At 67.9% G+C, this 20,821-nt stretch carries 17 protein-coding genes and 2 pseudogenes; 9 read left to right on the plus strand and 10 right to left on the minus strand.

Translation table 11 applies throughout. From position 1 onward, the window contains the following. Positions 1-157: 157 nt before the first annotated feature. A pseudogene (locus tag OWC43_RS11200) lies at positions 158-496 on the plus strand (porin); the annotation flags it as partial. Here OWC43_RS11200 and OWC43_RS11205 read toward each other — a convergent pair. Both OWC43_RS11205 and ppk2 read right to left on the minus strand, forming a co-directional pair. Then, a pseudogene (locus OWC43_RS11205) lies at positions 495-1,979 on the minus strand (ribonuclease R family protein); the annotation flags it as partial. The pseudogenes OWC43_RS11200 and OWC43_RS11205 sit on opposite strands and share 2 nt — an antisense overlap. A 150-nt stretch (positions 1,980-2,129) precedes the next feature. Beyond that, on the minus strand, positions 2,130-3,044 hold the full coding sequence (ppk2, locus tag OWC43_RS11210) for a polyphosphate kinase 2 (RefSeq protein ID WP_393956745.1): 915 nt from the start codon (positions 3,042-3,044) through the stop codon (positions 2,130-2,132). Between the two features lie 235 nt (positions 3,045-3,279). Between ppk2 and OWC43_RS11215 the strand changes: the two genes are divergently transcribed. Beyond that, positions 3,280-4,749 (plus strand): cobyric acid synthase, encoded by a 1,470-nt coding sequence (locus OWC43_RS11215; protein WP_393958541.1) that lies wholly within the window; start codon positions 3,280-3,282, stop codon positions 4,747-4,749. On the opposite strand, the gene OWC43_RS11220 is transcribed toward OWC43_RS11215, so the two are convergent. Further along, the gene (locus OWC43_RS11220; RefSeq protein WP_393956746.1) at positions 4,725-5,819 is read right to left on the minus strand and encodes a DUF3616 domain-containing protein; all 1,095 of its coding nucleotides are present in this window, start codon (positions 5,817-5,819) and stop codon (positions 4,725-4,727) included. The two genes, OWC43_RS11215 and OWC43_RS11220, sit on opposite strands and share 25 nt — an antisense overlap. 72 nt (positions 5,820-5,891) lie before the next feature. Further along, entirely contained in the window at positions 5,892-6,887 is a 996-nt protein-coding gene (cbiB, locus tag OWC43_RS11225; protein WP_393956747.1) for an adenosylcobinamide-phosphate synthase CbiB, read from the minus strand. Positions 6,888-6,916: 29 nt separating this feature from the next. Between cbiB and cobD the strand changes: the two genes are divergently transcribed. Continuing rightward, on the plus strand, positions 6,917-7,894 hold the full coding sequence (cobD, locus tag OWC43_RS11230) for a threonine-phosphate decarboxylase CobD (protein ID WP_393956748.1): 978 nt from the start codon (positions 6,917-6,919) through the stop codon (positions 7,892-7,894). A 6-nt stretch (positions 7,895-7,900) separates the two neighbouring features. On the opposite strand, the gene OWC43_RS11235 is transcribed toward cobD, so the two are convergent. Then, the gene (locus OWC43_RS11235) at positions 7,901-9,076 is read right to left on the minus strand and encodes an MFS transporter (protein ID WP_393956749.1); all 1,176 of its coding nucleotides are present in this window, start codon (positions 9,074-9,076) and stop codon (positions 7,901-7,903) included. A gap of 236 nt (positions 9,077-9,312) precedes the next feature. Here OWC43_RS11235 and OWC43_RS11240 point away from each other — a divergent pair, with 236 nt between their 5' ends. Beyond that, positions 9,313-9,513 carry a hypothetical protein gene (locus OWC43_RS11240; RefSeq protein WP_137827243.1) on the plus strand — a complete coding sequence of 67 codons (201 nt, stop codon included), beginning with the start codon at positions 9,313-9,315 and terminating at the stop codon, positions 9,511-9,513. Between the two features lie 32 nt (positions 9,514-9,545). Here OWC43_RS11240 and OWC43_RS11245 read toward each other — a convergent pair whose 3' ends face one another. The 3 genes from OWC43_RS11245 to OWC43_RS11255 are packed head-to-tail and all read right to left on the minus strand — an operon-like array spanning position 9,546 to position 12,090. Next, positions 9,546-10,175, minus strand: a complete 630-nt coding sequence (locus OWC43_RS11245; protein ID WP_393956750.1) for a TadE/TadG family type IV pilus assembly protein — start codon at positions 10,173-10,175, stop codon at positions 9,546-9,548. After that, entirely contained in the window at positions 10,175-10,780 is a 606-nt protein-coding gene (locus OWC43_RS11250) for a TadE/TadG family type IV pilus assembly protein (protein WP_393956751.1), read from the minus strand. Before OWC43_RS11250 ends, OWC43_RS11245 begins: the two co-directional genes overlap by 1 nt. Next, positions 10,777-12,090, minus strand: a complete 1,314-nt coding sequence (locus tag OWC43_RS11255) for a pilus assembly protein TadG-related protein (RefSeq protein ID WP_393958542.1) — start codon at positions 12,088-12,090, stop codon at positions 10,777-10,779. The genes OWC43_RS11250 and OWC43_RS11255 overlap by 4 nt, the downstream gene beginning before the upstream one ends. A 378-nt stretch (positions 12,091-12,468) precedes the next feature. Here OWC43_RS11255 and OWC43_RS11260 point away from each other — a divergent pair, with 378 nt between their 5' ends. Both OWC43_RS11260 and OWC43_RS11265 read left to right on the plus strand, forming a co-directional pair. Further along, positions 12,469-13,878, plus strand: coding sequence for a malonyl-CoA decarboxylase (locus tag OWC43_RS11260; RefSeq protein WP_393956752.1), 1,410 nt, complete (start codon positions 12,469-12,471; stop codon positions 13,876-13,878). A 145-nt stretch (positions 13,879-14,023) separates the two neighbouring features. Beyond that, a complete protein-coding gene (locus OWC43_RS11265) occupies positions 14,024-14,380 on the plus strand; it encodes a CsbD family protein (protein WP_137827239.1) in 357 nt (118 codons plus the stop codon). Positions 14,381-14,432: 52 nt separating this feature from the next. Here OWC43_RS11265 and OWC43_RS11270 read toward each other — a convergent pair whose 3' ends face one another. Next, positions 14,433-15,218: a 3-hydroxybutyrate dehydrogenase gene (locus OWC43_RS11270; protein WP_393956753.1), complete on the minus strand. Its 786-nt coding sequence runs from the start codon at positions 15,216-15,218 to the stop codon at positions 14,433-14,435. Positions 15,219-15,411: 193 nt separating this feature from the next. Between OWC43_RS11270 and OWC43_RS11275 the strand changes: the two genes are divergently transcribed. Both OWC43_RS11275 and OWC43_RS11280 read left to right on the plus strand, forming a co-directional pair. After that, positions 15,412-16,374: an acetyl-CoA carboxylase carboxyltransferase subunit alpha gene (locus OWC43_RS11275; protein ID WP_137827237.1), complete on the plus strand. Its 963-nt coding sequence runs from the start codon at positions 15,412-15,414 to the stop codon at positions 16,372-16,374. A 506-nt stretch (positions 16,375-16,880) separates the two neighbouring features. After that, complete coding sequence (locus OWC43_RS11280; RefSeq protein ID WP_393956754.1) at positions 16,881-18,350, plus strand: L,D-transpeptidase family protein; 1,470 nt, start codon at positions 16,881-16,883, stop codon at positions 18,348-18,350. 171 nt (positions 18,351-18,521) lie between these two features. On the opposite strand, the gene OWC43_RS11285 is transcribed toward OWC43_RS11280, so the two are convergent. Continuing rightward, entirely contained in the window at positions 18,522-19,316 is a 795-nt protein-coding gene (locus OWC43_RS11285) for a cobalt-precorrin-6A reductase (protein ID WP_393956755.1), read from the minus strand. A 47-nt stretch (positions 19,317-19,363) separates the two neighbouring features. Between OWC43_RS11285 and OWC43_RS11290 the strand changes: the two genes are divergently transcribed. Beyond that, positions 19,364-20,641, plus strand: a complete 1,278-nt coding sequence (locus tag OWC43_RS11290; protein ID WP_393956756.1) for a DNA polymerase IV — start codon at positions 19,364-19,366, stop codon at positions 20,639-20,641. Positions 20,642-20,821: the final 180 nt, after the last annotated feature.

Below are 20,821 nucleotides of genomic sequence, written 5' to 3' on the forward strand. Positions count from 1 at the left end.
GCCCCTCCCGCGGACGAGCCCGAACGGGCCGACGCGCGCCATCCGGGAGGATGTTTTCGCAGACGAAACCGCTCCGCGAGGGAGCCGCCGGCCGACGCGACAAGCGGGCACCCAGCCCGTGGGACAGCCGGCGCAGACCATGGGTTGGGGATTGACGATGCAGCATGCGACGACACGAACACAGAGACCCCGCCGAGGAAGGACCGGCCTCGGCGCCGCCGCGCTTCTGGCCGCGGGTCTGGCCTTGGGCGGGACGGCGGCGCAGGCGCAGCAGCCCTCGCCGGTGGGCCAGCTCAACGATCAGACCCAGCCGCGCACCGACCCCAACATCGCCGCCAAGCCCGCCGACCCCGTCCGCGTCGGTCCGCTCGCCCCCTGGGCCACCGACATGGCCGCCCGCGGCCTGACCTTCGACGTCAACATCTACGACTTCTACCAGGCCAACCCGACCATGGGCCTGCGCCCCGGCGAGCAGTCCAACTCCGCCTACTTCGTTCGTCGTGGACGCGATAGATCAGCGGAGAATTCGCCGCCTCCAGGGTCTCGGCGGCGGCGACGTTGGCCTGGATCATGAACTCTTCGATGAGGCGATGCGCTTCCAGGCGCTCCGGCACGATCACCCGATCGACGCCGCCCTCCGGTGTCAGCAGCACCTTGCGTTCGGGGAGATCGAGGAAGAGCGGCCCGCGGGCGTCGCGCGCCCGCTTCATCGCCTCGTAGGCCGCGTAGAGCGGGCGGAGCGCCGATTCCAGGATCGGCCCGCTCGTCTCGTCGGGCCGTCCGTCGATGGCGGCCTGGGCCTGAGCGTAGGCGAGCTTGGCGTGCGAGCGCATCAGGATGCGGTGGAAGCTGTGCGTGCGCTTCACCCCGTCGGCGCCGATGACCATGCGGACGGCGATCGCCGGGCGGTCCTCGCCCTCCCGCAGGGAACAGAGGTCGTTGGAGATGCGCTCGGGCAGCATCGGCACGACGCGGTCCGGGAAATAGACCGAGTTGCCCCGGAGCAGCGCCTCGCGGTCGAGGGCCGAGCCCGGTCGAACGTAGGCGGCCACGTCGGCGATGGCGACGGTGACGAGGAAACCGCCCGCATTGGCCGGATCGGGATCCGGCTCGGCCATCACGGCGTCGTCGTGGTCCTTGGCGTCGGGCGGATCGATCGTGATGAGCGGCGCCTCGCGCCAATCCTCGCGCCCCCGCTTCGTCGCACGCTTGGCCGCATCGGCCTCCGCGAGCACGGCCTCCGGAAAGACGTGGGGGATGTTGTGGACGTGGAGCGCGATGAGGCTCACGGCCTTCTCGGAGCCGAGCGCACCGAGCCGCTCGCGCACCCGGCCGCGGGGCAGGCCGAAGCGGGTCTCGCGCTCCACCGCGACGCTGACGAGATCGCCGTCGCGCGCCTCGCCCTCCTCGCCGGGCGGGATCGCGATCTCCTTCCCTTGCGACTTCTTGTCGACCGGCAGGATCCGTCCGCCGTCGCGCCCGGCGCGATAGATGCCGACGATCTCCGCGCGGTTCTTGCCGATCACCTTGATGATGCGGCCGGTATAACGGCCCGGCGCTTCCCCGTCGGGCGTGACACGGATCAGAGCGCGGTCGCCGAGGCCGGGTGCCGGGCGATTGCCCCTGCGATCCGCCCGCGGCATCTCGACGACGATCTTGGGCGCTTCGCCCTCGCCCTCCCACTGGGCCGGCCGGGCGACCAGATCGCCATCGCGGTCGCGCGCGGAAATGTCGGCGACAACGACATCGGGCAGGCGGCCGCCCTCGCGAAAACCGCCGCGCTTGCGCTCCAGGCTACCGTCGCCCTCGATCTCCTTGAGGATCGCCTTCAATCCGATCTTGTCGGCTCCCTTGATGCCGAACGCCTTGGCGATCTCGCGCTTGCCGGCGGGGCCGGGCGATTCCGCCACGAAGGCGAGAATCTGCTCGCGGCTGGGGAGGGAAGGGCGCTTGCCCTGCGGGTCGATGCGTTTGGCCAAGGAAAGGTCCGCCGCGGCGCCTCTTCAGCAAGGCAGCGCGGTCACTGTGAAGGAAAGAGAACGGTTCGGAACCGTGATGTCTGCCCAACATGGGCTCTTCCGCGCCCCGCCACAACGTCCGGCACCATCCCGCCAACAGTTTAACCCGGATCAATACCGCGCAGGCACGAACATGTCCGGCGGCACCGGATGTCGCAAATAGTCTGCATGGCGCACCCGATCCGGCAGGACCACAGGCGGATGCTCCACCGTTCCATAGGGAACCTGATCGAGCAGGTGGCTGATGCAGTTGAGCCGCGCCCGCTTCTTGTCCACTGCCTCGACCACCCACCACGGCGCCTCGGGGATATGGGTGCGGGCCAGCATATCCTCCTTGGCGCGGGTGTAATCCTCCCAACGACGTCGCGACTCGACGTCCATCGGCGAGAGCTTCCACTGCTTGAGCGGGTCGTGAATGCGCATGCGGAAACGCATGGCCTGCTCGGCATCGGTGATCGAGAACCAGTACTTCACCAGCACGATACCGGAGCGCACCAGCATGCGCTCGAATTCGGGGACGGAGCGGAAGAATTCCTCCACCTCGGCCTCGGAGCAGAACCCCATCACGCGCTCGACCCCGGCACGGTTGTACCAGGAGCGGTCGAACAGCACGATCTCGCCGGCGGCCGGGAGGTGGGCAACGTAGCGCTGGAAGTACCATTGCGTCCGCTCGCGCTCGCTCGGCGCAGGCAGCGCCGCAACGCGACAGATGCGGGGATTGAGCCGCTGGGTGATGCGCTTGATGGCGCCGCCCTTGCCGGCCGAATCGCGCCCCTCGAACAGGACGACGATGCGCAGACCTTCGGTCTTCACCCAGTCCTGGAGGCGGATCAGCTCGTGCTGGAGGCGCAGCAGCTCGCGGAAATAGGTTCGCCGGTCGAGGCCGACGCCGACGGCCTCGTCTCCGAGCCGGTCGAGGCGTGCCTCGTCGAGTTCCAGCTCCCATTCCTCGTCGTAGCTGTCGGCGATCTCGCGGCGGATCGCTTCGAGTTCCGCGTCGCCGAAGCGGCTGCCGTCCTGGCTCATCGTCGAAGTCTTTGCGTAAAGGGGTCGTTCGTCCCGCCGCTTAGACCACCCTCGTATGACAGGCCGGCGAAGCCGGTTTTGCCCCTTCGATCTGTCGACGTTTGGCGCACGCGACGCGGCGCGACAGGCAAGCGGACCAAGGAGCCCTCGACCGCGCGCCCGCGCGGTGCCATGCGGAGCGCATGCCGAACCGCCGACCGATCCCGACGAGGCCCGCATTGTGACCCGCGCGCTGATGATCCAGGGCACCGGCTCCGATGTCGGTAAATCATTGCTGGTCGCCGGCTTGGCGCGCGCCTTCACACGTCGAGGGCTCTCCGTGCGTCCATTCAAGCCGCAGAACATGTCGAACAACGCCGCCGTCACCGCCGATGGCGGCGAGATCGGCCGCGCCCAGGCACTGCAGGCCCGCGCGGCTCGCGTGCCGCCCTCGGTCCACATGAACCCGGTGCTCCTGAAACCCCAGAGCGATGTCGGCTCCCAGGTGGTGGTGCAGGGGCGGATGATCGGCACCGCCAAGGCCCGCGAATATCAATCGTGGAAGCCCCGCCTGATGGCCTCGGTGCTCGACAGCTTCGGACGCCTGTCCGCGGAAGCCGACCTCGTGCTGGTCGAGGGCGCCGGCTCGCCGGCGGAGGTGAACCTGCGCCGGGGCGACATCGCCAATATGGGCTTCTCCCGCGCGACCGGGACGCCGGTGGTGCTCGTCGGCGATATCGACCGCGGCGGGGTCATCGCCAGCCTCGTCGGCACGCAGGCGGTGATCGACGCCGACGACGCGGCGATGATCCGGGGCTTCATCGTCAATCGCTTCCGCGGCGATCCGAGCCTGTTCTCCGACGGCATGGCGCTGATCGCCGAGCGGACGGGCTGGGCATCTCTGGGCCTCGTCCCGTTCTTTCCCGACGCCGCTCGCCTGCCGCCGGAGGACGCGCTGGCTTTGGACGCGCCCGATGCACATCGGACGGCGGGCGTTCCCCTGGTGGCGGTCCCGGTCCTGCCGCACATCGCCAATTTCGACGATCTCGACCCGTTGCGGCAGGAGCCGGGCGTGGCGGTCACCTTCGTGCGACCGGGCTCACCGATCCCGGCGGACGCCGCGCTGATCGTCCTGCCCGGCTCCAAGACCACCATCGACGACTTCGCCTTCGTCCAGGCCCAGGGCTGGGACATCGACATCCGCGCCCATGTCCGCCGTGGGCGACCGGTGCTCGGGCTGTGCGGCGGCTACCAGATGCTCGGCCGCACCATCGCCGATCCCGATGGCGTCGAGGGCGCCCCCCGAACGCTCCCCGGCCTGGGCCTCCTCGACATCGAGACGGTGATGCGGGGCGAGAAGCGCCTCATCGCCGTGACGGGCGCGACCTCTCGCGATGGATTGCCGTTCTCAGGCTACGAGATGCATGTCGGCGACACGACTGGCCCCGACACGCGAAAGCCCCTGCTGCGCTTTGCCGATGGGCGGCCGGACGGGGCGGTCTCGGCCGACGGGCTCGTGGCCGGCACCTACGTGCACGGCTTGTTCTCCGACGACCGGCAGCGCGCCGCTTGGCTCGCGCGGTTGGGTGCGTCCGCTTCATCGGACAGTTACGAGGCCGGGATCGAAAAGGTGCTCGACCGTTTCGCGGACCATCTGGAAGCGCATCTCGACTGCGACCGTCTGCTCGCCCTGGCGGAGCCTCAGCGCAGACCGGGCACGGTGTAGCGCCGCGGCGCGCCATTCTTCAGGCTGTCGAAAAAGACGAGCACGCGATCCGGCCCGACGAGCGTGATCGCCTCGGGCTTGCCGCGGCTCTCAGATTCATCGAGCGGCGCGAGGCGTCCCAGGGCGACCGGGCCGTCCGTACCCTTCGGATCGAACCGGAACAGGCGATAAGGCACGTCCTGAAATTGCGCCGGGCCGGTCAGCACGAGCAGATGCCCGTCGGGGAGCACCGTCAGGTCGCGAATACCCGCCCCCTCGCCGACCTCGATCGGGATCACCCGCGGCGTGCCGGTATAGGGTTCATGGCCCGCCGCGAAGAGAACATCGACGGGCACCACCACGAGAAACGCCTTCCCACCGAGCGAGGGCGCCCGCAGACCGGCGTAGAGATCGGGACCGATGACGGCGAGGCCCTCGATGTTGAGGCCGTTCGCGGTGGTCAGATCCTTGAGAAAATGGTCGCTGACGATCGGAGCCCGCGCCAAGGCATCCCCCAACCGCCACGTGGTCTCGACCGCCGCCTCCGGCGCCTCACCCTCGCCCACATCCGGCTTGCCCTCCGCGGTCATACGGAGACGGGCGAGCAGCATCGCCGAGAGGGTGAAGGCCTGCGAACGCCGCCCGCAGCCATGCGAGCCGGTGACGTAAAAGTGAGGCGCGGCATAAGCGACGCCCTCGCCGTCGAGTTCCTTGAACTTCTGCCGAGCATCCGGACAACCCGGCCCCTTCGGCTGGCGGCCAAGCGTCTCCGGGTTCGGGCCTTCGCCGATGAGATCGACCCGCTTCTTCGGTGCGATGCGGTTGCCCTCGATCGCCACGAACTGCGCCTTGCCGCCCTCGTCGTTGACGAGCAGGCAGCGCCGCTGGCCGCCACCCAGATCGATGCAGGCGATGCCGCTGATGTCCTCCGCGACGTTCTTCCGTCCCGCCTCGTCACGCCCCGGCGCCCAGAGGTCGTCGACGAGTTCGTAGCGCTCGGGATCGGGTTGCAGGATCGGCTCGGAGGCCATGGTCGGCGTCACCGCGAGGAGGGCGGACAGAAGGGTCGCAAGGCAGGGAAGCGAATGCAACGGGCTGGTCCGATCGGCTTGAGCGAAGTGTCGGGGGAGGACGGGCAACCTGTCAACGCGGCCATGCTTCCCTCACAATCCGAAAGCGATGCCCACAGCCGCGACGATCCCCGCGAACATCAGCCCGCAGGCCCGGCGGTAGAGCCGCAGCGCCCGGTCGATATCGGCGGGTCCGGCCTCGGCCCGGCCATCGCCCATCCAGGCATCCTCGACGCGGGTCGCGCCGTAGACCCGCGGCCCGGCGAGCCGCAGGCCCAGCGCCCCGGCCATGGCGGCCTCGGGCCAGCCGGCATTGGGCGAGCGATGGCGCCCCGCATCGCGGCGCAAAGCCCGCCACGCACCGGCGGCGGAGGCGTCGCGATCGAGGGCCGCGGCGGCGATCAGGAGCAGCGCCGTCAGGCGGGAGGCCGGGAGATTGACGAGGTCGTCGAGCCGGGCGGACGCCCAGCCGAAGGCCTCATGGCGCGGGGTGCGATGGCCGATCATGCTGTCGGCGGTGTTGATCGCCTTGTACAGCGCCCCGCCCGTCAGCCCCCCGGCGCCGATCCAGAAGGCCGGAGCAACGACGCCGTCGGAGAAGTTCTCCGCTAGGCTCTCGATCGCGGCCCGGCACACGGCGGCCTCATCGAGGCTGTCGGGATCGCGGCCCACGATCATCGCGACGGCGCGCCGCCCACCCACCACCCCCTCGTGCCGAAGGGCGGCGGCGACGCGCGCCACGTGGACGAAGAGGCTGCGCTGCGCCGGCAGGCTCGCTGCCAGACAGGCCAGGATCAGGATGCCGACGATTTCCCCCGCGAAGCCGGCAAGAACGCTGACCGCGAGCGTGATCGTGGCCACCGTCGCCAGCAGCAGAACCAGGGCCAGCACGCCGGCGCGGCGGCGCGCCGCGAACGCGCCGCGGTTCAGCCCTGCCTCGAGCCGGGCGATCAGCGCCCCGATCCAGGTGACAGGGTGACCGAGCGCCCTGTAGAGGCGATCCGGGTAGCCGCAGACCGCCTCGATCGCCAGCGCGAGCGCGAGGATGGCGAGAGCGTCGGGCGGATGAGTCAGGGCGTTCCAGGACATCGTCGGTGCGGATCGGTAGGGGAGACGGCGTGGCGGACGAGGCGGAGGCGATCCCGCATGGCGGCGATCTCGGCGCGGCGCGCCGGTCGTTTCCGGATGCGCCCGAGCCGTGGATCGACCTCTCGACCGGCATCAATCCGGTGCCCTACCCGCTGCCGCCCTTCGAAGCCAGCACCCTTCACCGCCTGCCATCCCCCGACGACCTCGCAGGCCTGAAGCGCATCGCCGCAGTCGCCTACGGCGCGCCGAGCCCGGACCACGTTGCGGCGGCACCCGGCACGCAGATCCTGATCGAGACCCTGCCGCGCCTCGTGCCGTGGAGCCGCGTCGCAGTGATCGGCCCGACCTATGCCGAGCACGCCGCAGCCTGGGCGCGGGGCGGCCACGCGGTCGAGGCCGTGCCCGATCTAGCCGATGCGGCCGACGCGACGGTCGTGGTCGCGGTCAGTCCCAACAATCCGGATGGCCGGGTCGTCGATTCGCGGGCGCTGCGACGGGCGGTGGCGTCGGACGGGCTCGCCGTGCTCGATCAGGCATTCGTCGATCTCGAGGACGCGGAACAGGCCGCGCCCGGTCCCGGCCTCGTGATCCTGCGCTCGTTCGGCAAGACCTACGGGCTCGCCGGACTCCGGCTCGGCTTCGCCCTGGCCGAACCCGCCCTGGTGCGTCGGCTGGAGGCGGCCCTCGGCCCCTGGGCGGTCTCGGGCCCGGCCATCGCGGCGGGCTGCGCGGCCCTGGCCGACGAAGCATGGCGCCGGGACGCCGCCGCGGCGCGGGGCCGGGATGCGGCGCGTCTCGACCGCATGATCCATCGTGCGGGCGGGCGGATCATCGGGGGAACGCGGCTGTTCCGCACCGCCGCCTTCGACGACGCGCCCGGCCTGTTCCGCCGCCTGGGCGAGGCGGGGCTCTATGTCCGACGTTTTCCCGAACGGCCGGATCAACTTCGCTTCGGTCTGCCACCGGACAAGACCGCGTGGTGCCGGCTCTCCCGCGTTCTCAGATGAGTCGGCTCAGCCGACGGTTCTGGACCGGTCGAGCAGCGCGACACCGAGCGCCGCCAGGGCGCAAACCCCACCCACGGCGCAGACACCCAGCCAGCCGGCATGGAGGAAGGCCCTCGACCCGCAGAAGGCCCCGATCGCACCGCCGACGAAGATCGCCGTGAACAGCACCGTGTTGATGCGACCGCGCGCGCCGGGCACGAGGGCGTAGGCGCGGGTCTGATTGGCGATCAGCGCGCCGTTGAGGCCGATATCGATGAGGAGCACGCCGATGGCGATGGCGACCAGCGAGGTCTGCCCGGCATAGGCGAGCACGGCAAAGGCCGCCGCCACGAACACGCTGCCGGCGATGACGACGGGCCGAGCGCCGCGCCGGTCGCTGTAGCGGCCGGAATGCGGCGCGATCAGCGCTCCCGCCACGCCGATCACGCCGAACAAGCCGGCTCCGGCGGAGGTGAGGCCGAAGGGCGGCGCCTCGACGAGGAGCGCCAGGGTGGCCCAGAACGCGTTGAAGCTCGCGAACAGCAATGCCTGGGTCAGGCTGGCCATGCGCAGGACCGGCTGCGTCCGCACCAGATGGACGAGGGACAGCATCAGCGCTCGGTAGCGCAGCTTCTGGCGCGGCACGATCCGCGGCAGGGTGCGCTGGGCGAGGATCGCGAGGGCGACCGAGACCACGGCCGCTGCGAGGAACACGCTGCGCCACCCGAAATGGGCGCCGACGAGGCCGCTCGCGGTCCTGGCCAGCAGAATGCCCGACAACAAACCCGTCATGACCCCGCCGACGATGCGGCCCCGGCTCTCGTCGGGGGCGAGTTCGGCCGCGAAGGGCACCGCCTGCTGCGCGGCACAGGCGAGGACGCCGATGGCGAAGCTCGCGAGCGTCAGCACCGGGAGGTTCGGGGCGAGGCCCGCGACCACGAGAGCGACGGCGAGCCCGAGGAGTTGGCGAACGATGAGGTCGCGCCGGGCCAGCGCATCCCCGAGCGGGACTAGGAACAGGATGCCAAGCCCGTAGCCGACGAGGCTCGCCGTCGGTACAAGCAGAGCGGCCCGCTCGCCGAACTCGGCGACCAGCACCGCCAGCAGCGGCTGATTGTAGTAGATGGTCGCCACCGCCCCGCCGGCGATCAGGGTCAGCCCGATTCGGGTCGGCCGGGAAAGGTCGCGCGCGCTGGTTTGCATGGCCGGCGGTCTACGCCGAACGCAAGGCCACGCGCCAGCCTCTCCCATGGCCACGCTGGCATGGATTGTGATGTTGCCTATATGTTTCGGGTCGCGCTGCTTCGTCCGGCGTTCAGGAAAGCACCGGTACAGCGGTGACTTCGTGCGCAGGACACTCGGTGTCAGTCGATTCGGGAGAAACGACTGACTGATCCGGGGCAGGCGCGCGACACGATCACGACACGATGGAGCCGTGCATGTCGAGCTACCGCATTCAGTTCGCGAAGGAGATTTTCGGCGTTCCGTTCACCGTGGGCCATGTCGATATCGTTCGGGCCCGCGATCCCGGTCGGGCGTTGCGTGCCGCCGAGATCCGCTTTGCCCGCTCGCACGGCATCACGGATTGGCGCGAGCGCGCCGACATCGTCGCACTCGCCGACGAACGATCGGGCGGGTGAGGCCGGCGAGTTGTCGTGGGGGGTCGACGAGGTCAGGTCAACTTGGCGTTGCACTTCGTGCCATTGGGCAGAATGACTTCGGAGTCGAGCCCCGTTCCCTCGCTCTGTCCACCGCGAACGGGCCAAGCGACAGTTTCCGACCAGTTAAAATTGAAATTCACTGTCTTCATCAAGCGACCGAGAATCGTGGCGAACAGCGGCTGATAGCTCATCTTGACTTCGGAGAGGATATAGCGCGCGCCACTCCTCTGGAAATTCGTCGGCACATCGAGGTCGGCGGCTTTGCCGACGGTGCGGCTGCCTCCGCTCGTCGGCCAAGTCGAGCAGATGAAGGTCGCATTGTTGGCGTTGACGCCGATTGCGGAGATCTGAATCGTCGCAAGCGACGCGTCAAATGGGGCAAGGACAGGTCGGGCCGCCCGCAGGTTGTCATTCATCGTAGCGGGCATGATCTGCTGCGTGCTGTGCTGTGAGGTCAGATCCGCCAAGGTACGGGCGAGTTTGCTGACCTTGTTCCGATGATCGCTGGCGTTCACGTATTCGGCGACGCCGTAGATCAGCATCAACAGGATCGGAAACAGGATCACGAATTCGATCGTCGCGACGCCGGATTCGTCGTCAGTGAAGCGCCGCAGGCGGGGGGCAGGTACGAAGCGACGCATCAGCAAGCTCCGGTCAGGCTCTTGTCGTACGGCTCGACCCGAAAGACCGAGGCCGATTGCAGCAGCACCGCACCATCGCTGAAATTTCTCATTCCGAGTTGCAGGAAAAGAGGAGCGATCAGCGGCAGCTTTACCGCAGCACGCACGATGGCAATGCTCTGCGAGCCGGGACATTGATAGTTCTGACCGAAACTCTTCGACCATCCTCCGCTCTTGGAATCGACCGCGGAATCACTCCAAGCATTCGTATCGAAGCTGGTCGTAGAGACTTGCACGTCGACCTTGAGGTTATCGCAATTGAAGAACACCACCGGTGCGTTGCTTCCGCCGCACATCAAGGCGCGCATGTTTTGCAAGGTCTTTTCGGGGGTGAGCGTCGCTCCGTTTGAGCTCTGGAACGATCCGGTCAGCAGGGCGCGTGTCGCGACTTGAAGCGAAGCGTCCAGGTTCTGGCGCGCGAGGTGCACGAACGCGTACTGGAACAAAATGAGGATCACAGCGACGAAGAGAGAGCCGAAAAAGGCAAATTCGATGACGTAAGCGCCGCTCTCGTCTTCGATGAAACGGTGCGCGAGGCCCGCGCGTGGCGTGCGCGACGGGCTCACTTCGACAACCTCACGAGCTTGTATCTTTTGTAGATCTCCTTGAACGCGTCGCCGACCGATGCCGTGGTCGCGGCATTGACGTACATGGTCGGCGCGCTCGCGCAGGCTTTGAGTTGAGGCACGATGTCGTCGAAGCGCGTGCCCTTGCCGCCGACCTGGCTGGGCTGGCCCAAGGTCGCGAGGTAGCCCCAGTCCGGCGACAGGTCGATATAGGGGGCGTAGAGCACGCCGACCGAGACGTTCGGGTCGAGCTTGCGGCAGTCGCTCGGCGCGAAGGGCCGGACCTCGGCGCGCAGCGGCGTGTTCCAGGTCCAAGTCCGGTTGGGATCCTGCACGCCATCGGTGGCGATGATGACCAGCTTCCGCGGAGAGGAACTTCCGTCGCCCGGCGTGCCGACGACCTTGGCGAAGGCGGGCATGACATCGGAGAAGTGGGTCGCACCCTCGTACTCGCTCGACGAGTTCGGGCTTTTGGGGAGCGAGGTCAGGGCGTTGTTCAACACCGACGTCAGCGGCACGATCTGTGTCAAGTCGTTGCTGAATGAGTGGACCGAGATGCGCAGACGCTTGCTGGCCGCGGCTTGCTGCATCAGATCATTGACGAAGTCGGTAATACCATTGTTGATCTCGTTGATGCGCAAGTTGACGTTGTTCTTCTGCGCCCAGTCGAAAGAATCGGCATAAGTAATTTTTGTGGTCCTCTGGTTGCGACCAGTGCCGGTCGTGACCGTGTCCGTCACCGGCTCGTTGTCGTGGCAGGCGAAGGCACAGCCGAAACGCTTCTGAAGCTTGGCGATATCATCGCTGGTCGCACCGATCGCCATGGATCCCGAGACGTCGATGAGCAGGTAGATATCCACGAGGGGCGACAGATTCACGCTCGCCGAGGCGTTTCCACTGATCGGCAGCGACTTGAATCCAAGCACCCCCAGCATGGTGGTCGGCATCGACGAGGTGTAGGTCGCCCCGATGCTGGCGACACGGTCGGTGAGCTTGACCTCGATCTTTCCGACGGTGCCGGTGGGCAAATTCTTCATGGCACCGAAATAGTCGGCGCCCGCCTTCTCGGCCGCACTGCGCACTTCGGCGTCCGACTTGCCGGCGCTGTCGGCATCCTGCGCTGCCTTGGCCGCTACGAGCACGGCGCCGTCCATTGCCGTGTTGATGCGGGTCCGTTCCGCGACGGCATGCCCGTAATCGACCGCGCCGCCGACGACACCGGCCATCGGCAGCATCATGACTGCGAGCAAAATTGGAATAGACCCCCGGTCGTCTTGGGTAAACCGCGCGATTCTTTTAAAATTAAGCATCTGAGCCACAGCGGATTGGAGCAACTGGTTGCGTCCCAAGTAATCTCGGTCAATTGAAAAATGCTTAAGTCGTCAGTCAAGAATCGGGGGCATCCCTAAGATTTTACTGTCGATTCCTCGACGTTTACCGTGATCCTACGTGGCAATCGGAGCTCGATACGCATCGATGCGATCACTCCGGCTTTTGCCGCTGGCTGAGAGAGCGGGCGTTGTGCCCAAGGGGAGCCTTTGGCATCTCTCGATCCAGCGATGCGCTCGGCTCAAGTGTGGGTCGATCCCATGTCGGCGCTGGCGCACGGCTCGGCATGGCTCTAGTTTGGAAACGAGGCTTGGCCGCCCGTCCGGGGCGCCGGCCGGGCTTTCAGGGGCCTGTCGGTCATGGCGGCGATCTCGTTTCTCGGCGATCTCATCCAGACCATCAGCGATCGCGGTCGCGACCTCATCAGCTTCGGCCGCAGCGACCTTGCACGCGCCGCGAGCGCGGCCGACCTCGCCAAATTGTGCGAGGATCTGATCTCGCGCCGCGGTGAAGCTTCGGGCGTGGCGCTGGCCCGACTCATTCTCGATCGCTACGCCCTGCTGCCCGAAGACGAGCGGCTCGCCTTTCTCGAACTCGTCGCCGCGGAATTCGGCGCCGACCATGCGGCGGTGGAGGAAGCGATCGCGGCCTATCGCGACGAACCGAGCCGGGCCCGGCTCGGCGTGTTGCATGAGGCCGCCGAGCCGCGCTCTCAGGAACTGATCCGACGTCTGAACCTCGCCCGCGGCGGCACGCTGGCGTTGGTCCGAATGCGCGAGGATCTGTTCGTGCTGCGCAAGTGCCTCAAGGACCGGGATGCCTCACCCGACCAGCGCGATGCCGCGGACAGTCTCGACAGCGATTTCGAACACCTGTTCGCCTCGTGGTTCAACCGCGGCTTCCTCGTGCTGCGGCCCATCGACTGGTCGACGCCCGCCGACATCCTGGAGAAGATCATCCGCTACGAGGCGGTGCACGAGATTGCCGACTGGGACGAACTGCGCCGCCGCATCGAGCCGCCGGACCGGCGCTGCTTCGCCTTCTTCCACCCCGCCTTGCTCGACGAGCCGCTGATTTTCGTCGAGGTGGCGCTTACGTCCGGGATTGCGCCGGCGATCCAGCCGATCCTCGCCCACGAGCGGGAGTCGGTGCCTGCGCGCCTGGCGACGACCGCGATCTTCTACTCGATCTCGAACTGCCAGAAGGGATTGGCCGGCGTCACCTTCGGCAACTTCCTGATCAAGCAGGTCGTCGAGGATCTGGCCCGCGAGATCCCCTCGCTCAAGACGTTCGTGACTCTCTCGCCGGTTCCGGGCTTCCGCACGTGGCTCGATCGCGAGCGGCGGGCCGATGCGCCGCAGGGGCTGACGCGGGAGGATGTCGAGACCCTGCGCCTGCTCGACGGCGACGCTTGGCGCAACGACAAGGCGACCTGCGAGGCGGTGCGCCGGGCGATGCTTCCGGCGGCGGCGGCCTATTTCCTGCGCGCCAAGAACGAGCGCGGACGGCCGCTCGATCCGGTCGCCCGGTTCCATCTCGGCAACGGGGCAAGGTTGGAGCGGATGAACTTCCTCGGCGACGTCTCGGGCAAGGGGATGCGCCAATCCTACGGGCTGATGGTCAACTACCTCTACGACCTCTCGGCGATCGAGAAGAACCACGAGACCTACGCCAATCTCGGCACCGTGGCGGCGTCCTCGGCCGTCAGCCGCGAGCTGCGCTCGAACCTCCCGCCGCCGCGGGCCGTGGTGCTGGCGGAGGCGGGGTAGGGCGGTCCAACAGCCCATCCTTCCGGCAATCCGTGCCTTTTTACGCTGCAACGCGGGACCGATCCTGTCCCCGAACGTTCTCCTCTCCGATGCCGGTCCGTCCGCTCGCGCGGCGGCGGACCCGTGAAGCACGAGGAGTTGCACCATGGTTGACACGGATCGCATCGTCGGGGCCGCCAAGGATCTCGGCGGACGCGCACAGGGAGCGGTCGGCGATGCCGTCGGCTCCGACCGGGATTCCGTGGAAGGACGCTACCGCGAAGCCGAGGGCCGGGCGCAGCGTCTCTACGGGCAGGCCAAGGACACCGTGCGCGATGTGGCCGACGATGTCGGCGACTATGCCAGCGACGCCTATGACCGCGTCGCCCGCAACGGCGGCACCTATCTGCGCGACGGACGCGAGCGCGTTCAGAGCCAAGTGGGCGAGAACCCGTTCGTGGCCCTGCTGATCGCCGGCGCGGTCGGTTACGGCCTCGCCCTGCTGCTGCATTCGCGACGTTGATAGGAATTGCGACCGGCGGGTCGGACCCGTCGGTCGCGCAAGAAGGGCGGAGCTACTGCGCCGTCCAGCCGCCATCCATGGCGAGGTTGGCGCCGGTGATCTGGCTGGCACCGTCGCCGCACAGAAACACTGCCAGGGCTGCGACCTGATCAACGGTCACGAATTCCTTCGTCGGCTGCGCCTTCAGCAGCACATCCTCGATCACCTGTTCCTTGGTGAGCCCGCGCGCCTTCATCGTGTCGGGGATCTGGCTCTCGACCAGAGGCGTCCAGACATAGCCCGGCGAGATGCAATTCACCGTGATGCCGAAGGTGGCGAGTTCGAGGGCCGCGGACTTGGTCAGACCGGCGATCCCGTGCTTGGCCGCCACGTAGGCCGACTTGTAGGGCGAGGCGACCAGCGAATGCGCCGAGGCCGTGTTGATGATGCGGCCCCAACCCTTGGCCTTCATGTGGGGGATCGCCGCCCGCATCGTGTGGAACGCCGAGGACAGATTGAGCGCGATGATCTGGTCCCACTTCTCCAGCGGAAACTCCTCGATCGGCGAGACGAACTGGACGCCGGCATTGTTGACGAGGATGTCGACGCTGCCGAACGTGTCGGTGGCGAGCGCGATCAGGCCGCCGATCGCGTCGGGCTTCGTCAGGTCGGCCGGTGAATAGGCCGCCTTCACATTGAACTCGGTCTCGATCCCTGTGCGCGCCGCCTCGATCTCCTCCGGCTTGCCGAACCCGTTGAGGACGACGTTCGACCCCTCCTTTGCGAAAGCGCGGGCGATCGCGAGCCCGATGCCGCTGGTGGAGCCGGTAACGACGGCGGTTTTCCCTGTGAGGCTCATGGATCGTCCCTCCCGATGCACGCCGCGCGGGCAGTCGGCTCGGACATGCCTCAAGGCGCACACGAAGTCGACTTTAGGGCGCAGGCGGCCGCTGACGGTCGGCGGCGGTTGACACCCGCGCCTGCTTTCCCGACATCACGCCCCACCGCGCAGGGCGCGGCCGCAGAGCTGAATTGGACTGGACCGACATTCGATGGCGGCGACGCGCTCCTATCTCGACTTCGAAAAGCCCGTTGCCGAACTCGAGGCGAAACTCGAAGAGCTGAAGGCGCTCGGCCAGCGCGACGGCGCCGTCTCGATCAGCGAGGAGGTCGGGCGCCTGGAAGCCAAGGCGGCCCAGGCGCTCGCGGAAATCTACGCGACGCTGAGCCCCTGGCAGAAGACGCAGGTGGCCCGCCATCCCCAGCGACCGCACTTCGTCGATTACTGCGCCGGGTTGATCGAGGAGTTCACCCCCCTCGCCGGAGATCGCAGCTTCGGGGAGGACGAGGCGATCATCGGCGGATTCGGTCGCTTTCGGGGGCGGCCGGTGCTGGTGCTCGGTCAGGAGAAGGGGGCGACGACCGAAGCGCGTCTGCGCCACAATTTCGGCATGGCCCGGCCCGAGGGCTACCGCAAGGCGGTGCGGCTGATGGAGACCGCCGACCGCTTCGGCCTGCCGGTTCTCGCCTTCGTCGACACTGCGGGCGCCTTCCCCGGCATCGAGGCGGAAGAGCGCGGGCAGGCGGAGGCCATCGCCCGCTCGACGCAGGCCTGCCTCGCCCTCGGCGTGCCGAACGTCGCTGTCGTCATCGGTGAAGGTGGATCGGGCGGAGCCATTGCCATCGCCACCGCCAACACGGTGCTGATGCTGGAGCACGCGATCTACAGCGTCATCTCGCCGGAAGGTGCCGCCTCGATCCTGTGGCGGGACCAAGGACGGGCGCACGAAGCCGCCACCGCCATGAAGATCACCGCCCAGGACCTCCTGCGGCTCGGCATCATCGATGGCGTGATCCCCGAGGCGACCGGCGGCGCGCATCGCGACCGTCAGGCGGCGCTGTCCGCCACGAGCGACGCCCTGTCCCGCGCCCTCGCCGAGTTCGACGGCCTCAGCCGCGACGAGATCCGTGACCGGCGCGCCCAGAAGTTCCTGGAAATCGGCCGCAAGCTGTGAAACAGCGCGCCGCTGATCGAGCGGCGGAAGATCCGGGGCTTCGCGCTTTCGCGCTCAGAAGACGATCACGCGATATTCTGTGTCGTGCGCGGAGAGCCTGTCCTGAGGACGGCTTCCTGCGTCCTCGCGACGAGTCCGAGGTTTGAGCTTTCCCCGCGATCCACAAGCCGTCTTCATCGCGAGGTGCGCAAAGCCACCCGACGGCTGGATGGAAGCGATGCGGAGCCAGTGATCCAGCGCCGGATGCGGAACGCCGCCGCGCTCAGAAGGGCGTAGAGGCCGCCTTCGCCGTGTTATTTTCATCGGCGATACCGCTTTCAGTGCCTCCAGGGCCCTTGAGGGTCATTTGCCAGGGAACCGTAACCGCCGGGCAACACACGTCGACCAAATGCGGCACCGCCTTGTGGTAACACCTGGGTAAGTTTACCCGAGCTATGGGTTAGGGGAGTGGCGTCCGCGAACGGGCTGAAGTCCGGCGGACGAATGTATTCGAGGACGGATTCCCCATGGCTGTGCGTCCGTTGGCGGCGGCTGCCGCCGTTCTGGCGACGACCCTCGCGATCTCTCTCGGCGGCTGTAACGACAGCGCCATGCTCGGCGGCGCGTCCACCCGCAGCCTGACGCCGATTCCGACTCAGACCCTCTCGCTTATGCAAACCAAGGGCATGAGCCAGGGCGACCCGATCCTAGTCCGCGCCTTCAAGAAAGAGGCGGAGATGGAGGTTTGGAAGCGAACCGCCACGGGCCAGTACGCGCTTCTGAAGACCTTCCCGATCTGCCGCTGGTCGGGCCAGCTCGGTCCCAAGACCAAGCAGGGCGATCGGCAGGCGCCGGAAGGCTTCTACACGATCACGCCGGGTCAGATGAACCCGAACTCCAGCTACTACCTGTCCTTCGACGTCGGCTATCCCAACGCTGTCGATCGGGCCAAGGGCGGCACCGGCAATTACATCATGGTGCACGGCACCTGCTCGTCGGCAGGCTGCTTCGCCATGACCGACGCCTCGATGTCGGAGATCTACGCCCTGGCCCGCGAGGCGTTCAACGGCGGGCAACGGGCCTTCCAGTTCCAGGCCTATCCGTTCCGGATGACGGCGTCGAACATCGCTAAGTTCCGCAACGATCCCAACGCGCCGTTCTGGAAGAATCTCAAGGAGGGTTCGGATTACTTCGAGGCCCTCAAGGACGAGCCGCGCGTGGCCGCCTGCGGAACGAAATACGTCTTCGGCGGTGCCGAGGTGGCGGCGGGCAACTGCACCCCGCGCGTCGATCCGCTGGTGGCCGAGAAGCGCGACCGCGACAATCGCGAAGTCGCGGAGCTGATCGCCAAGGGCACGCCCGCGACCCGCGTGGTCTACGAAGACGGCGGCCAGAACCCGGTCTTCCGCCCTCAGCCTGCGCCGACCACCACCTTCGCGAGCCTGACCGAGTCCGACAAGGATAAGGACAAGGAACTGGCCTACACGGCCAAGGATTACGGCCGGCATCACCTCGGTGAGATCAGCCGGCCGGAAAGCCTCGCGCTCGGCCCGCAGGAAATCGAGATCGACGCCAAGGGCAAGCCGATCCTCGTCGCCGCGGCCCCCGCCGACGCACCGGGACCGACCAAGGCCGCCGCCGCCCGCAAGGCGAGCGAGAAGCCGACGACCGTCGTCGCCGTGCACGCGCCGTCCAAGGCGGAGGATGGCAAGGCCGGAGCGTCCAAGCCGGCGCGCATCACCGTGGCCGATGCCGATGGTGACACCAGCGCCTATCACAAGCTCATGGGCAATATGGCCGGCAAGAAGGGTAAGGAGGCCGCTCCGGTCGTCGCAGCGGCTGCCACCGCAGCGGTCGCCGAGACGGCGGCATCCACGCGCAAGCCCGCCGCCCCGGCACCGCACGCGAAGCCGAAGCCCGCCGCATCCTCGAAAGAGGCGGCCCCGTCGACGAAGCCCCAGGCATCGGTGACGACGACGGGCTCGCTCAAGAACTGATTCATCTTGGCCGCAGGCTTCGCTGCGGCTCTCCTTCCGCGAAGGTTGCGGCCAGGCGAAAAACGACGGCCTCGGCCGAACGGCCCATCGTCCTCCTTCTGGTCGGGCGGAAGGGCAATCGCTCGACAGGTGAGACGGTCAATTGCCGATCCGATCGTCACCGATCCTGGGTCAGAAACGGCATCCGTTCTCGAGCCACGGCAGCGCGCTTTCCGCGTCCGGGACCGACGGAACATCCGGGAGGGCCGGGGGCTGCACGATGATGACGGGAATCCCGAGCCGGCGCGCCGCCTCGATCTTCGGATAGGTCGCAGCTCCCCCGGAATTCTTCGTCACCAGCACCTCGATGCCGGCCTCGCGCATCAGCGTCGTCTCGTCGTCGAGGGTGAACGGTCCGCGCGCGCGAAACACCTCCACCCGCGGCACCGGCAGCGCGTCGCCGACCGGCTCGATCGTGCGCACGACATAGGCGTGCTGCGGCGCGCAGGCGAAGACGCTCAGCTCCTGACGGCCGATCGTCAGGAACACGCGTTTCGGACGGATCCCCAGCAAGGGGACGCAGGCCGCGACGCTCTCCGACTCGGTCCAGTCGTCGCCCGGCTGCTGCTTCCAGCACGGACGGCGGATGGCCAGGAACGGCACGGCACGGGCACGACAGGCCGCGACGGCGTTGGCGGAGATGCGGGCCGCGAAGGGATGGGTCGCGTCGATCACAGCCTCGACCGCATGCACGACGAGCCATTGCGCGAGTCCGTCCGCCCCGCCGAAGCCGCCGATGCGGGTGGGCACCGGCTCCGGCCGGGGCGCGGTTGTTCGTCCGGCGAGCGACAGCGTCACCGCGAAGTCCGGTCGCCCGGCGAGACGAGCCGCCAAGGCGCTGGCTTCCGTGGTGCCGCCCAGGATGAGAATTTTCAGAGGACGGGCGCTGCCGAGCCCCGACCGACCCTGGTCCGTGGCCTTCGTCATTCGTACACTGCCGGAGAGAAGCCCTCCGGAGGCGGAGAAGGCGTACCATGTCCCCCTTCTGCCGCGATTGCCTGACGTCGCAAAGTCAGAACGCCCGGCGCTGCCACGCCTGCGGTTCCCCCCGTTTGCTCGATCATCCGGAGCGCGACAGCCTGACCATCGCGCATGTCGATTGCGATGCGTTCTACGCTGCGGTGGAGAAGCGCGACGATCCCGCCCTGCGGGACCGGCCGCTCATCGTCGGCGGCGGCAAGCGCGGCGTGGTCGCCACCGCCTGCTACCTCGCCCGCATCTCCGGCGTTCGTTCCGCCATGCCGATGTTCGAGGCGTTGAAGCGCTGCCCCGACGCGGTCGTGATCCGACCCGACATGGAGAATTACGCCCGCGTTGGCCGCGAGGTGCGGGGGACGATGCTCGCGCTGACGCCTCTGGTCGAACCGGTGTCGATCGACGAAGCCTTTCTCGATCTTTCCGGCACCGCTCGCCTGCACGGGACGAGCCCGGCACTGACGCTCGCCCGCTTCGCCGCGCAGGTGGAAGCCGAGATCGGCATCACGGTGTCGGTCGGGCTCTCCGTGAACAAGTTTCTGGCCAAGATTGCCTCCGATCTCGACAAGCCCCGGGGCTTCTCGATCATCGGCGGCGCGGAGGCGGCCGCCTTCCTGGCGGACCGCCCGGTCGGCATCCTGCCCGGTATCGGCGAGAGCGCGAAGACGCGCCTTGCCGGTCTCAACGTGCATCGGGTCGGCGATCTGACGCGGGTCGGCGGTGAGCGGTTGCAGGCAGCGCTCGGCCGTGACGCCCTTCGCCTGCTGGCGTTGGCGGAAGGGCGGGACACCCGCCCCGTGCGCCCGACCCGGGAGGTGAAGAGCGTCTCGGCGGAAACCACCTTCACGGCGGACATTGCCCGTTTCGACGAATTGCGCCCGATCCTGTGGGGGTTGTGCGAGCGGGTCTCGTCTCGGCTGAAGCGGGCCGAACTCGCCGCCGGCAGCGTCACCCTGAAGCTCAAGGATGCCCGTTTTCGCCTGCGCACCCGGACCCGCGGCGGGCTGCCGCCAACCCAGCTTGCCGAGAGCCTCTTCCGTGCCGGTGAGCCGATGCTGCGGGCAGCCTGTGACGGCACAGCCTTCCGCCTGATCGGCATCGGCGGCAGCGATCTCTGCGCCGGCCTCCATGCGGATCGGGGCGATCTGGCCGATCAGGGCATCGAGCGCCTAGCCCGTCGCGAAGCCGCCCTGGACCGTCTGCGGGAGAAATTTGGCAACGGGGCGATCCAGCGCGGGCTGGTGTTCAGCGGCGAGGGCGAGCGACGCGGCGGCTGAGACAGCCCATCAGATCCGCACGGCGTCTGATGTCGAATTGAACCCGGCATTGACGGCGAACCAGACGAGGTGCGCGTCGGTGCGCGCACCTCGTCCGGATCAGCGACAGGTTGTTCCCAACTGGCTGCAGGCTAGGGAGCAGCGCCCGCACCGCCGCATGATCGCCCGTCTCGCCGGCAT

The organism is Methylorubrum sp. POS3 (genome assembly GCF_043352485.1).
GTDB classification, from domain to species: domain Bacteria; phylum Pseudomonadota; class Alphaproteobacteria; order Rhizobiales; family Beijerinckiaceae; genus Methylobacterium; species Methylobacterium suomiense.